Origin of the sequence: Actinomadura sp. RB99 (assembly GCF_014706005.1) — a bacterium.
In the GTDB taxonomy this organism is placed as follows: domain Bacteria; phylum Actinomycetota; class Actinomycetes; order Streptosporangiales; family Streptosporangiaceae; genus Spirillospora.
Genome location: NZ_JABMCA010000054.1, coordinates 1 through 12,855, shown reverse-complemented (window position 1 = coordinate 12,855; position 12,855 = coordinate 1). Strand labels below are relative to the sequence as shown.

The following is a 12,855-nucleotide window of genomic DNA, read 5'->3' as shown; positions in this document are numbered from 1 at the left end:
GCGGAGGGCGGGCGATCGCCCTCACCCGCCCTCCACCTTTTCGATGCCTGGAAGCCGCCGGAAGTTCGGGAACGTTCCGCGGAGTTCCCGCGGTGCCCCTCCGCGGGTTCTCCGGTGCCGTGCCGGGTCAGCGGGAGAGCAGGTCCCGCGCGATGTGGGTCACCTGGATCTCGTCGGTGCCGGCGTAGATCTGGAACGACTTGGCGTCGCGGGCCAGCTGCTCGACCCGGTACTCGCTCATGTAGCCGTTGCCGCCGAACAGCTGCACCGCCTCCTGCGCGACCTCGCTGGCGGCCTGCGCGGCGTACAGCTTCATCGCCGACGCCTCGGCGAGCGTCGGGGTGCGGCCGGAGCGCTGCATCTCCACGTGGCGGAACACCAGGTTCTGCACGTTGAGGCGGGCGACCTCCATCTTGGCGAGCTTGAGCTGGATGAGCTGGAAGTCGCCGATCCGCTGCCCCCACAGCTCGCGGGTCTTGGCGTACTCGACCGACAGCTTCAGGCACTCCTCGATGACGCCGAGGGCCATCGCGGCGACGCCGGCGCGCTCGGTGACGAAGTTCTGCTTCGCCGACTCCTTGCCGCCCTGCGAGCCGGACGACAGGAGCCGGTCGGCGCCGGCGCGCACGTCGTTGAGGAACAGCTCGCCGGTGGGGGAGGAGTGCAGGCCCATCTTGCGCAGCGGTTTGCTCTGCTCCAGGCCCTCCATGCCGCGGTCCAGGACGAACGTGAGGATCTCGCGGTCGCGGGGCTCGCGGCCGTCGTCGAGCTTGCAGTAGAAGACGATCGTGTCGGCGTAGGGGCCGTTGGTGATGAAGGTCTTGCCACCGTTGATGACGTACTCGTCGCCGACCTTCCTCGCGGTGGCCTGCATGCCGCCGAACGCGTCGGACCCCGAGTTCGGCTCGGTGATGGCCCAGGCGCCGACCTTCTCCATGGTGAGCAGGGGCAGCGCCCAGCGCTCCTTCTGGTCGGGGGTGCCCCGCTTCATGATCGTCCCGGCGGCGAGGCCGAGGCCGACGCCCATCGCCGAGACCATGCCGGGGGCGACCTTGCACAGCTCGATGACCGGCAGCATCGTCATCGCCGCGTTGCCGCCGCCGGGGCCGTCGGAGTCCTTCTTCGCCGCGTCCCCGTCCCCGCCGGCCTCGCGCTCCCTGGCGATCCGGGCCTGGAAGGACGAGCGCGCCATCTCGTCCATCCCGAACGTCTTGTACAGGCTCCGGAGCAGGTCGTAGGGCGGCAGCTCGCCGGAGTCCAGGGCGTCCAGGTTCGGCCGGACCTCCGCGTCGATCCAGCCGCGCACGGCGTCCCGGATCATCAGGTCTTCCTCGGACCACTCGATCATGCTCAGCCTCGCCCTTCCGGTTCCCGCAGGTTGCGGGCACCATCCAAGCAGATTCGAAAAGCGAGCGCTTACTCGGGGAGGCGGACGACGTCGGCGAGCACGCCGCCGCCCGCGGTGAGCCGCTTGGACGACGGGCTGTCGTACACGACCATCAGCCGGGTTCCCTCCCCGTGCAGGCCGTCCAGGACGGCGAGGCCCTCGGGGTGGTCGTCGCCGTCGCCGTAGGACAGGTCGCCGACGCGGGGCAGGTCCTCGGCGGGGACGACCTCGGGCGCGTCGACCTCCGCGATCCCCGGCCAGCGGTGCACCCGCACCGGGCCGTCCAGGTCCATGCTCGGACCGGTCAGGATCAGCAGGTCGTCGCCCTGCGGGCACAGGTCGCGGATGCCGAGCCCGCCCAGGTCCAGGAAGTGCGTGCGGTACAGGGCCTTGCCGTCGCCGACCGGCAGCGGCCGCAGCCGGCGCGGGTCGTCGGGGTCGGTGCCCGGCCGGATCTCCACCAGCACGGCCCAGCCGCGCAGCACCGGCCCGCGCAGTCCGATGTAGAGCCGGTCGCGGTGCGCGGCGATCCCCTCGATGTCGATGCCGTTGTCCTTGCTGGGGATCGACAGGAACGGCGCCAGGTGCGGGTCGTCCGCGAGCAGGTCGGTGACGGAGTCACCGTGCAGCCCGAGCACGGCGGCGGTGCGGTCGCCGTCCTCGCGGACGACCTCGGGCAGCCCGTCCGCGCCGGCGGCCAGCGGGAGGCGGGCGAGCACGAAGCGGTTGTCCTCGCGCACCACCGACGCCAGCCGCTTGCGGGCCTTCGCCCCGGACTGGCCCGGCTTGATCTTCTTGCGCTTCAGGCTGTGCGAGCCGATCGCCCACAGCCATCCGTTGCCGCGCGCCAGGCCCTCGATGTCGGCCTCCTCGCCGGGGCCGGCGGGCAGGTCGACCAGGTCGGCGAGCGCGACCGTGGTGTGCCCCTCGTAGCCGGTGACGAGCCCGTCGCCGTCGAGCGTCGCGGTGAGCCGCTCGATGGTGGCGGTCTCGTCGCCCGCCACCCACAGGCAGCGGCCGTCCTGGCGCACGGCGGACAGGTTGGTGTGCGTCCCGGCTTCCCGGCTCTCGAGCCCGAAGCGCAGCTCGACCTGGCGTTCCACGATCATGAGCGGAATGCTCCCATAAAACGGGCGCCGTTCCGGCCCGCCGCGCCCGCGCCCGTGCGGCCGCTATCGGTCCCAGAGGACGTGCAGGTGCGGCGGTTTGCGGAAGACCAGCCCGTGCGCGCGCGCCGGGCGGGACGGGTCGAGCCGGAGGCCGGGCAGCTCCAGCAGCGCGGCGACCGCGGTGCGGGCCTCCAGCCTGGCCAGATGGGCGCCGAAGCAGAAGTGCGGACCGTGCGCGAACGCCAGGTGCTCGCCGGCGTTGGCGCGCCGCACGTCGAACCGGTCGGGGTCGGGGAACACGGCGGGGTCGCGGTTGGCGCCCGCGATCGACACGCGCACCAGGTCGCCCGCGCGCACCGTGACGCCGCCGAGGGCGGTGTCGCGGGTGGCGTAGCGGTCGACGACCGACGCCGACGGCTCCAGCCGCAGCGACTCCTCGATCGCGGCGGGCAGCAGGCCGGGGTCGTCCAGGACGAGCCGGAGCTGGCCGGGGTGGCCGAGCAGGTGCAGCACCGTGTTGGCGATCATCCCCTCGGTGGTGTCGATGCCGCCGAACATCAGGATCGCCGCGTTCGCCACGACCTCGGCGGTGGTCAGGCCCGCCCCGTCCGCGGCGGCCTCCGCGAGCAGCGACCCGGGGGCGTCCGCGGTGACCGCCTTCTCGGTGATCGCCTTTTCGACGGCCGCGCGCAGCAGCGCGTACGCCTCGTCCGCGCGGGCGGGCGCGTCCCCGCCCGCGGTGATGGCGGACACGGCCTCGACGAACGCCCCGTACCAGGACCGGATGGTCGCGGCGTCGACGCCCTCCAGGCCGAGCGCCTCGGCGACGACCGCGACGGCGAGCGGACCGGCCAGCTCGCCGCGCAGCTCCGCGCGGCCGGCCGGCGCGAGCCCGCCGACCAGCCGCGCGACCTCGGCCTCGACGAACGCGGTGAACCGCTCGCGGGTCCGCGCGGGCCGGAACGGCCGGGCGAACGGGTCGCGGTGCCGGGTGTGGACGGGCCCGTCCAGCGACAGCATGCTCGGCCCGACGACCCGCGCGGTGGAGAAGCGCGGGTCGTCGACGGTGAAGGCCGCCGCGTCCCGCATCACCCGCTGCGCCAGGTCACGCGAGGTGACCAGCCAGCCGCCGAGGGCGGGCAGCCAGGAGACGGGCTCGGCGGCGCGCAGGCGGGCCAGCAGGGGATGCGGGTCGTCCTCCAGGTCGGCCACCGCCGCGGCGGCGCCGATCGGGAAAGGGGACGTCGGCTCAGAGGTCACCCGTCCGAGGATATTCCGCCCGATCACCCATGGAACAGATCTACAATGTAAAGGCGCCTGGCGGTCACGCCGCCTCGGCCCGCTCCCGCCACCACTCCTGACCGCGGTCGGGGAGCGTGTAGATCGGGTCGTAGTACTCGTACTGGCGCGTCAGCGCGTCCGGATCGGACAGCTCCAGCCCGGTGCGGTAGTTCTTCGTCCAGTAGGACACGCCGCGCTCGCGGTCGTAGTCCGCCAGCTGGTGCACCCAGCGCTTGCCCACGTAGGGGACGTCGCACACGATGCGCGGGGTCGCGAAGCCGGGCAGGTAGCCCATGATGGCGTGCTGCAGCTCCTGCGCCTCCCAGACCGCGAGCCGCCAGTGCTCGCTGTTGGGGATCATGTCGCACATGTAGAGGTAGTACGGCATGATGCCGGCCTCGTCGAGCAGCGCGAACGACAGGTCGAGCAGCGCGTCGGGGGAGTCGTTGACGCCGCGCAGCAGCACCCCCTGGTTGCGGACGTCGCGGATGCCGGTGTCGAGCATCGCCCGCGCCGCCTTGGCGACCAGCGGCGTCACCGACCCGGCGGCGTTGACGTGGGTGTGGATCGCGATCTGCGCGCCGCGCTCGTGCGCCTTGGCCGCCAGCCGCTCCATCCCGGCGCGGACCTCGTCCTGCAGCCAGTGCTGCGGCAGGCCCATCAGCGCCTTGCTGGCCAAGCGGATGTCGCGGATGTTGTCGATGTCCAGCAGCGCGTCGACGAACGACTCCAGTCGGGGCCAGGGCAGGTTCGCCACGTCGCCGCCGGACACCACGACGTCGCGGACGCCCGGCGTGCGGCGCAGGTAGTCGAGCATGGCCTCGTGCCGGTCCGGTGGCCGGATCGTGAACTTGTGCTTGTCGACGTTCGGCGTGGAGTTGCCGACCAGGTCCATCCGGGTGCAGTGCCCGCAGTACTGCGGGCAGGTCGGCAGCAGCTCGGCCAGCACCTTGGTGGGGTAGCGGTGGGTCAGCCCCTCGACGGCCCACATCTCCGCCTCGTGCAGCGAGTCGCGGGTGGCGTAGGGATGCGACGGCCAGTCGGTGCGCCGGTCGCTGAACACCGGGAGCATGTACCGGCGCACCGGGTCGGCGTAGAAGGCCTCGGTGGACGAGGTGTCCATCGTGTTGAGCATCTGCGGCGGCAGCAGCATCGACATCGTCGCCCGCTCCGCCTGGTCGCGCTCCAGGTCGGCGTAGAACGACTCGTCCAGCAGATCGCCCATGACCGCGCGGAGCTGGCGGAGGTTCTTCACGCAGTGCGAGCGCTGCCACTGCGCCGACTCCCACTCCGCGTCCGTGACGTCCTTCCAGCCGGGCAGCCGCCGCCAGTCGGGCTCCTCCAGCGGCCGGCGCCGGTAGGCGTAGGGCTGGCGCGCCGCGTCCCGGTGGGCCGCGGCGCCGCGGACGGCCGCGTCCGGGTCCGGATGCAGGGCAGTGGTCATCGTCGACCGCCTCCTCGCGTCACATCGATCGCATAAAAGTCTTGTATGGAGCCGACGTTACGGGAAGACTTCCACTGAAACCAGAGGTACTCGGTATATCTTCCGGGGCATCACCATGGATCACACGGGACACGGACGTTGCGAAGGGGCGCGGGGATGAGCGGAACCGGGACGGCGGCGGGAGCGGGGACCGCGGTGGGGCTGCACCGGGTGCTGGAGCCGGCGGGCGTGCTGCCGCAGGCGGCGGCGCGGCTGGACACCGATCCGGCGATCCGCCCCGACGAGGTCCGCGTCCGGGTGGAGCGCCTCAACCTGGACGCCGCGTCCTACCGGCAGCTGCACACCGCGCACGGCGGCGACCCCGACGCGATCCGCGCCGAGGTGCTGCGGATCATCGGCGAGCGCGGCAAGATGCACAACCCGGTCACCGGCTCGGGCGGGATGCTCGTCGGCACCGTCGAGGAGGCCGGCCCGGACTCCCCGCTCGGGCTGGAGCCCGGCGACCGCGTCGCCACCCTCGTCTCGCTGACCCTGACCCCGCTCGCGGTCACCGACGGACTGGCCCGCTGGGACGGCCGGTCCGAGCAGGTCCCGGCCGACGGCCACGCGATCCTGTTCGCCCGCTCCATCGCCGCCGTCCTGCCCGCCGACCTGCCGGTGCCGGTCGCGCTGGCCGTGATGGACGTGTGCGGCGCGCCCGCGCTCACCGAGCGGGTCGTCGCGGCCCGCGAACGCCCGGTCGTGGCGGTGCTGGGCGGCGCCGGCAAGAGCGGCTCGCTGTCGCTGGCGGCGGCGCGCCGCGCGGGCGCGTCCCGCACCATCGGCCTCGTCCCCACCGCGGAGGAGGAGGAACGGCTGGCCGCGACCGGCCTGGCCGACGCCGTGGTGCGCGCCGACGCCCGCGACCCGGTCGCGGTCGCCGCCGCGATCGGCGAGCCCGCCGACGTCACCGTGGTGTGCGTGGACGTGCCGGGCTGCGAGCACGGCGCGATCCTCGCCACCGCGCCCGGCGGGACCGTGGTGTTCTTCTCGATGGCGACGTCGTTCTCCGCCGCCGCGCTCGGCGCCGAGGGCCTGGCCGCCGACGTGACCATGCTGATCGGCAACGGCTACGTCCCCGGCCACGCCGAGACCGCGCTCGGCCTGTTGCGGTCGGAACCGGCCCTTCTCCCGCTGTTCACCGCCCGGGCGGGGGCGGATTCGGCAGAATGATCGCCGAATCCCCCGGAAGCGGCGGGGATCAGGTGATCATCGAGGGAGAGAGCATGGCGAGCGTCATCGGGGAACTGCACGGGCGCGATCCCAAGGAGCGGCAGACGCAGATCGTGGACGTGCTGGTCCAGGCGTTCTCGGACCTCATGGAGCGCAGCCCCGCCGAGTTCCGCCGCCGGTTCCGCAAGATGGCCTCCGACCCGTTCGCGTTCTACCGCGGCAGCGCCTGCCTGTTCTACGCCGACGTCCAGCACGACGACGACCGGTGGGCCGACGAGCGGACGAGCCGGGTGTGGATCCAGGGCGACCTGCACGCGCAGAACTTCGGCACCTACATGAACGACGACGGCGTGTTCGTGTTCGACGTCAACGACTTCGACGAGGCCTACGTCGGGCACTTCACCTGGGACGTCAAGCGGCTCGTGGCGAGCCTGGCGCTGCTGGCCTGGCAGAAGGCGATCTCCGACGCCGACATCCGGCGGCTCATCGAGACCTACGTGCGCGCCTACGTCGACCAGGTCCGCCTGTTCGCCGCCCACGAGGGCGACGAGAAGTTCGCGCTGACCCTCGACAACTCCGACGGCTACGTGCGGGACGTGCTGATCGAGGCGATGGGCGGCACCCGGATCGGGCTGCTGGACGGCATGACGGTCGTGGAGGGCCCGGACCGCCGGTTCCGCGACCGCGCCGGCGTCCGCCGCCTGGACGGCGCCGAGCGCGCCAAGGTCGAGGCCGCCTACCAGGACTACCTGCGCACCATCCCGTCGGAGAAGCGGTTCGGCAGCCTGACCTACCAGGTGAAGGACATCGTCGGCGCGTCCGGCTTCGGGATCGGGTCGGCGGGGCTGTCGGCGTACAACATCCTGGTGGAGGGCAACACGCAGGCGCTGGAGAACGACGTCATCCTGTCGATGAAGCAGGGCAACGTCGCCGCGCCGAGCCGGGTCGTCGACGACGCGCGCATCCGCGAGTACTTCCAGCACCACGGGCACCGCACGGCGGTGTCGCGGCGGGCGCTGCAGGCCAACACCGACCCGTGGCTCGGCTACACCCAGATCGACGGGGTCGGCTACGTGGTGCAGGAGCTGTCGCCCTACGAGGAGGACCTGGACTGGGGCGGGCTCACCGAGCCGGAGGACATGCTGTCGGTCCTGGACGACCTCGGCCGCGCCACCGCCAAGGTGCACTGCGTGTCCGACACCGACTCCGACCACACCCTGGTCGGGTTCCAGGTCGAGGACGCCATCAACGCGGTGATCGGCGCCGACGAGTCGGCGTTCGTCGAGGACATGGTCGCGTTCGGCACCGGCTACGCCGAGGTCGTGCGCCGCGACCACGAGTACTTCGTCGACGCCTTCCGCAACCACCTGATCCCCGGCCTGTAGCCGCCGCCGGCCCGGTCGGCCGGTGGGGTCGGCCGGCGGGGTCAGCGGTTCGCGCTCTCGGGGGCGGCGGCGCGGACCAGGAGGAGGGCGATGTCGTCGTGGCCCTGCTGGTCGGGCAGCAGGGCCAGGACGCCGTCGGCGGTGGCCTCCAGCGACTCCGACCGCGAGGCGACGAGCGCGGACGCCAGCCGGGCGATGCCCTCGTCGACGTTGCGCATCCGGCTCTCCACCAGCCCGTCGGTGTAGAACGCGAGGGTCGCGCCCGCCGGGATGACCGCGGAGAGCTGCTCGTACTCGGGCGGGTGCGCCGGGTCCGACACCCCGAGCGGCAGCCCGTGCGGGACGGCGAAGTGCCGGGCCGTCCCGTCGGCGAGGGCCAGCAGCGGCGGCGGATGCCCGGCGCACGCCAGCTCGCAACGCATCGTCGCCGGGTCGCAGACCAGGCACAGGCAGGTGGCGAACTGCGCGGCGTCCAGGCCCTGCGCGATCGTGTCGAGCCGGGTCAGCACCTCGGCGGGCGGCAGCCCGCCGCCCGCCAGGGTGTGCGCGGCGATCCGCAGCTGGCCCATCGCGGCGGCCGCGGTCACCCCGTGCCCGACCGAGTCGCCGATCACGATCGCGACCCGCTCGTCCGGCAGCGGGACGACGTCGTACCAGTCGCCGCCGACGTCACCGCCCGCCGGCACGTACCGGTGCGCGATCTCCAGCCCGGCGGGGGCGGTGACGCGGCCCGGCTTCAGGGTCGCCTGCAGCGCGGTCACCGTGCGGTGCTCGCGCCGGTACAGGCAGGCGTTGTCGACGCACGTCGCGGCCCGCGCCGCCAGCTCGGCGGCGAGCGCGGTGTCGGCGGGCGCGAACGGCGGCCGGCCGCGCTTGCGGCTGAACACCGCGAACCCCAGCACCCGTCCCCGCGCCACCAGCGGCACCGCCAGCAGCGACACGTGGTCGAGGAGCCCGTCCATGGACGGGCCGGTGCGGTGCGCGATCGCGTCCGGGATGGCGTCGCTGCCGAACTCGACCATCCGGGCGCCGCCGACGCACTGGGCGTAGGGGGTGTCGGGCGGGTAGACGATGACCTCGTTGACGGGGAACTCGCGGGCCCAGCCGCTCGGGTCGTCCTCGGCGAAGGCGATCGCGAGCCGCCGCACCACCGCCGGTCCGTGCGCGCCGCCCGCGCCGCCGGCGGGCGGGGCGGGCCGCCCGTCGGCCAGCAGCGACTCCAGGACGTAGATGGCGCCCGCGTCGGCGAACCGCGGCACCGTCACCCCGACGATCTCCGCGGCGGTGCGGTGCAGGTCCAGGGTGGAGCCGATCCTGCGGCCGGCCTCGTTCAGCAGCTCCAGCCCGGCCGCCCAGGGCGGCGCGACGGTCAGCGCCACCAGGGTGCGGCCGGAACCGGCCGCCATCGGGTCGCACGACACCTCCAGCGGCCCGCCGGCAAGCGGCAGCGTCCCGCGCCACGGGCGGCCCGCCGCGGCCTGCTTGAGCGCCGCCTCGAGCGGTTCGGCGGACGCGGCGCCGAGGAGGTCGGGCAGCCGCGCGCCCACGGCCGCCGCCGCCGGGCAGCCGAACAGGCGCGCCGCGCCGTCGCCGCAGGCGGTGACCTCGCCGTCCGGGGTCAGCAGGACGGTCACCGGGCCGGCGTGCGCTGCGAATGGCTCTGACATCGGTCCTTCACGGTCGGCTGCGTCAGGGTCGCCGCGGTGTGATTGCCGTTACGCTGAATCCCCCGCGGACGAGCCCCCTCGGCGGAAAAGGGAGACGATGCATGGACTCCGAGTGGATCCCACCCGAGGTCGACAGTCAGAGGCCAAGCGTCGCACGGGTGTACGACTTCCTGCTCGGCGGAGGGCACAATTTCGCGTCCGATCGTGACCTCGCGACCGGGCTGCTGCGGATCGAGCCGCGGGCGCGGGAACTGGCGCACGCGAACCGGGCGTTCCTGCGCCGCGCGGTCCGCGCGGCGGCGCGGGCCGGCGTCGACCAGTTCGTCGACATCGGGTCGGGGATCCCCACACAGGGCAACGTGCACGAGGTCGCGCAGAGTGTCAATCCGGACGCCCGGGTGGTGTACGTCGACAACGACGACGTGGCCGTCGCGCACAGCCGGTCGATCCTTGCGGGCAACGACCGCGCCACCGTCGTCCAGGCGGACATGCGCCGGCCCGCGGAGATCCTGGAGCACGCCGAGCTGAACCGGGTCGTCGACCTGTCCAAGCCGGTGGCGTTCCTGCTCGTCGCGGCCCTGCACCTGGTGAAGGACGACGAGGACCCGGCGGGGATCGCCGCGGCGCTGCGCGACGCGGGCGCGCCGGGCAGCCACCTGGTGCTGTCCCACCTCACCCACGAGGCGCAGCCGGGCAAGACCGCCGCGATCGGCAAGCTGTACGACCGGGCGACCTCCCCGGCGGTGTCGCGGTCGCACGCGGAGATCCTGCGCTTCTTCGACGGCTGGGACCTGCTGGACCCGGGCCTGGTGTACGTGCCGCTGTGGCGTCCCGACGACGGCGACGAGGTGCGGGACCCCGAACGGTTCCTGGTGTTCGGCGGGGTGGGCCGCCGCCCCTGACCTGCGGCCCCGGCGCGGCGGTGCGCGCCGGCGCGCGGCGGCGGGCCGGTAGTGTGCTGATCATGCAGGCCGCCGACGACCCGTTCGTGCGGGTGCGCGGCGCCCGCGAGCACAACCTGCGCGGCGTGGACGCCGCGATCCCCCGCGACGCGCTGGTGGCGTTCACCGGCGTGTCCGGGTCGGGCAAGTCGTCGCTGGCGTTCGGCACGCTGTACGCCGAGGCGCAGCGCCGCTACCTGGAGTCGGTCGCGCCGTACGCGCGGCGGCTGCTGCACCAGGTCGCGGCGCCCGCCGTCGAGGAGGTGACGGGGCTGCCGCCGGCGGTGGCGCTGGAGCAGCGCCGGTCGGTGCCGTCGTCGCGGTCGTCGGTCGGGACGGTGACGACGCTGTCGAACTCGCTCCGGATGCTGATGTCGCGGGCGGGGGAGTACCCGCCGGGCGCCGAGCGGCTGGACTCCGACGCGTTCTCGCCGAACACCGCCGCCGGCGCGTGCCCGCGCTGCCACGGCCTCGGCGAGGTCCACGAGGTCACCGAGGAGTCGCTGGTCCCCGACCCGTCGCTGAGCGTCCGCGAGGGGGCGATCGCGTCGTGGCCGGGCGCCTGGCAGGGCAAGAACCTGCGCGACATCCTGGACGCCCTCGGCTACGACATCGACCGGCCCTGGCGGGACCTGCCACGCGAGCAGCGCGACTGGATCCTGTTCACCGACGAGCAGCCCGTCGTGACCGTCCACCCGGTCCGGGAGGCGCACCGCATCCACCGCCCCTACCAGGGCACCTACTCCAGCGCCAAGCGGCTGGTGCTGCGCGCCTATGCCGACTCCAAGAGCGAGGCGCGCCGCCGCCGCGCCGAGTCGTTCCTGGTCGCGGCGGTGTGCCCGGTGTGCGGCGGGCGGCGGCTGCGGCCCGAGGCGCTGGCGGTGACCTTCGCCGGCCGCGGCATCGCCGAGCTGGCCGCGCTGCCGCTGTCGGCGCTGGCGGACGTGCTGCGCCCCCATCTGGCCGGGGACGGGCCCGCGGCCGTGCTGGCCCGCGACCTGACCGCCCGCATCGAGGTGCTGGAGGAGCTGGGCCTGGGGTATCTCGCCGTGTCCCGCCCGGCGCCGACGCTGTCGGCGGGGGAACTGCAGCGGCTGCGGCTGGCGACGCAGCTGCGGTCCGGGCTGTTCGGCGTGGTGTACGTGCTGGACGAGCCGTCCGCCGGCCTGCATCCCGCCGACACCGAGGCGCTGATGACGGTGCTGGAGCGGCTGAAGGCGGCGGGGAACAGCCTGTTCGTCATCGAGCACGACATGGAGGTGGTGCGCCGCGCCGGGTGGGTCGTGGACGTCGGTCCCGGCGCGGGCGTGCACGGTGGCCGGGTCCTGCACAGCGGGCCCGTCGAGGGCCTGCGGGACGTGCCGGAGTCGGTCACGCGCCGGTTCCTGTTCGGGGAGGCCGCCCGTCCGCGGCGGGCGCCGCGCGAGCCGTCGGGGGCGCTGGAGCTGCGCGGCGTCACCCGCCACAACCTGCGCGGGCTGGACGCCGACGTCCCGCTCGGCGTGTTCACCGCGGTCACCGGGGTGTCGGGGTCGGGGAAGTCGACGTTCGTGGACGTGCTCGCCGAGCACGCCGAGGCGGGCGGCGACGTGCAGCGGGTCGTGCGGGTCGACCAGCGGCCGATCGGGCGCACGCCCCGCTCCAACCTGGCGACCTACACCGGCCTGTTCGACGCCGTCCGCAAGCGGTTCGCCGCCACCGATGAGGCACGGGCGCGCGGGTACGGCGCCGGCCGGTTCTCGTTCAACATGCCGGGCGGCCGGTGCGAGAACTGCCAGGGCGAGGGGTTCGTGTCGGTGGAGCTGCTGTTCCTGCCGTCCACCTACGCGGTGTGCGAGGTGTGCCGCGGTGCGCGCTACAACCCCGAGACGCTGGAGATCACCTGGCACGGCGCGAGCGTCGCCGACGTCCTGGCGATGACGGTCGAGGAGGCCGCCGGGTTCCTCGCCGAGGTCGCCCCGGCCGCCCGCGCGCTGGCGGCGCTGCGCGACGTCGGCCTCGGCTACCTGCGGCTCGGCCAGCCGGCGACGGAGCTGTCGGGCGGCGAGGCGCAGCGCATCAAGCTGGCCGCCGAGCTGCAGCGCGCCCGCCGCGGCCACGTGCTGTACCTGCTGGACGAGCCGACGACCGGCCTGCACCCGGCCGACACCGAGCTGCTGGACCGGCAGCTGCACGCCCTGGTGGACGGCGGCGCGACCGTGGTGGTCGTCGAGCACGACATGGACGTGGTCGCGTCCGCCGACCACGTCATCGACCTCGGGCCGGGCGGGGGCGGCGAGGGCGGCCGCGTCGTCGCCGAGGGGACGCCCGCGCGGGTGGCGGCCTCGCCGGCGAGCCGCACCGCCCCGTACCTGAAGGCCCGGCTGCGCTGACGCGTGCGCTGCGCGCGTGGTGCGCTGCGTGCGGGGTGCGCGTGGCGCGCCCCCGCA

9 protein-coding genes are annotated in these 12,855 nt (G+C 74.0%); 4 read left to right on the top strand and 5 right to left on the bottom strand.

Annotated features, from left to right (window positions below; translation table 11 throughout):
* Nucleotides 1-127: 127 nt before the first annotated feature.
* The 4 genes from amrb99_RS35070 to amrb99_RS35055 form a co-directional block, all read right to left on the bottom strand.
* A complete protein-coding gene (locus amrb99_RS35070) occupies nucleotides 128-1,348 on the bottom strand; it encodes an acyl-CoA dehydrogenase family protein (RefSeq protein WP_190864411.1) in 1,221 nt (406 codons plus the stop codon).
* 68 nt (nucleotides 1,349-1,416) lie between these two features.
* Nucleotides 1,417-2,496, bottom strand: coding sequence for a DUF3616 domain-containing protein (locus tag amrb99_RS35065; RefSeq protein ID WP_190864409.1), 1,080 nt, complete (start codon nucleotides 2,494-2,496; stop codon nucleotides 1,417-1,419).
* Nucleotides 2,497-2,559: 63 nt separating this feature from the next.
* Nucleotides 2,560-3,756: a cytochrome P450 gene (locus tag amrb99_RS35060; protein ID WP_190864407.1), complete on the bottom strand. Its 1,197-nt coding sequence runs from the start codon at nucleotides 3,754-3,756 to the stop codon at nucleotides 2,560-2,562.
* A gap of 64 nt (nucleotides 3,757-3,820) precedes the next feature.
* A complete protein-coding gene (locus amrb99_RS35055) occupies nucleotides 3,821-5,221 on the bottom strand; it encodes a lysine 2,3-aminomutase (RefSeq protein WP_190864405.1) in 1,401 nt (466 codons plus the stop codon).
* Nucleotides 5,222-5,377: 156 nt separating this feature from the next.
* Here amrb99_RS35055 and amrb99_RS35050 point away from each other — a divergent pair, with 156 nt between their 5' ends.
* On the top strand, nucleotides 5,378-6,433 hold the full coding sequence (locus amrb99_RS35050) for a zinc-binding dehydrogenase (protein ID WP_190864402.1): 1,056 nt from the start codon (nucleotides 5,378-5,380) through the stop codon (nucleotides 6,431-6,433).
* 53 nt (nucleotides 6,434-6,486) lie between these two features.
* On the top strand, nucleotides 6,487-7,818 hold the full coding sequence (locus tag amrb99_RS35045; protein ID WP_190864400.1) for a DUF2252 domain-containing protein: 1,332 nt from the start codon (nucleotides 6,487-6,489) through the stop codon (nucleotides 7,816-7,818).
* A 41-nt stretch (nucleotides 7,819-7,859) separates the two neighbouring features.
* On the opposite strand, the gene amrb99_RS35040 is transcribed toward amrb99_RS35045, so the two are convergent.
* The gene (locus amrb99_RS35040; RefSeq protein WP_190864398.1) at nucleotides 7,860-9,485 is read right to left on the bottom strand and encodes a SpoIIE family protein phosphatase; all 1,626 of its coding nucleotides are present in this window, start codon (nucleotides 9,483-9,485) and stop codon (nucleotides 7,860-7,862) included.
* Between the two features lie 101 nt (nucleotides 9,486-9,586).
* Between amrb99_RS35040 and amrb99_RS35035 the strand changes: the two genes are divergently transcribed.
* Nucleotides 9,587-10,387 (top strand): SAM-dependent methyltransferase, encoded by an 801-nt coding sequence (locus tag amrb99_RS35035; RefSeq protein WP_190864396.1) that lies wholly within the window; start codon nucleotides 9,587-9,589, stop codon nucleotides 10,385-10,387.
* A gap of 62 nt (nucleotides 10,388-10,449) precedes the next feature.
* Nucleotides 10,450-12,798: an excinuclease ABC subunit UvrA gene (locus amrb99_RS35030; protein ID WP_190864394.1), complete on the top strand. Its 2,349-nt coding sequence runs from the start codon at nucleotides 10,450-10,452 to the stop codon at nucleotides 12,796-12,798.
* The last annotated feature ends 57 nt before the right edge of the window (nucleotides 12,799-12,855 follow it).

Bases quoted from the DNA above. Each gene is read 5' to 3' on its own strand.
- amrb99_RS35070 (WP_190864411.1), bottom strand. From the start codon at position 1,348: ATGATCGAGTGGTCCGAGGAAGACCTGATGATCCGGGACGCCGTGCGC.
- amrb99_RS35065 (WP_190864409.1), bottom strand. From the start codon at position 2,496: ATGATCGTGGAACGCCAGGTCGAGCTGCGCTTCGGGCTCGAGAGCCGG.
- amrb99_RS35055 (WP_190864405.1), bottom strand. From the start codon at position 5,221: ATGACCACTGCCCTGCATCCGGACCCGGACGCGGCCGTCCGCGGCGCC.
- amrb99_RS35050 (WP_190864402.1), top strand. From the start codon at position 5,378: ATGAGCGGAACCGGGACGGCGGCGGGAGCGGGGACCGCGGTGGGGCTG.
- amrb99_RS35045 (WP_190864400.1), top strand. From the start codon at position 6,487: ATGGCGAGCGTCATCGGGGAACTGCACGGGCGCGATCCCAAGGAGCGG.
- amrb99_RS35040 (WP_190864398.1), bottom strand. From the start codon at position 9,485: ATGTCAGAGCCATTCGCAGCGCACGCCGGCCCGGTGACCGTCCTGCTG.
- amrb99_RS35035 (WP_190864396.1), top strand. From the start codon at position 9,587: ATGGACTCCGAGTGGATCCCACCCGAGGTCGACAGTCAGAGGCCAAGC.
- amrb99_RS35030 (WP_190864394.1), top strand. From the start codon at position 10,450: ATGCAGGCCGCCGACGACCCGTTCGTGCGGGTGCGCGGCGCCCGCGAG.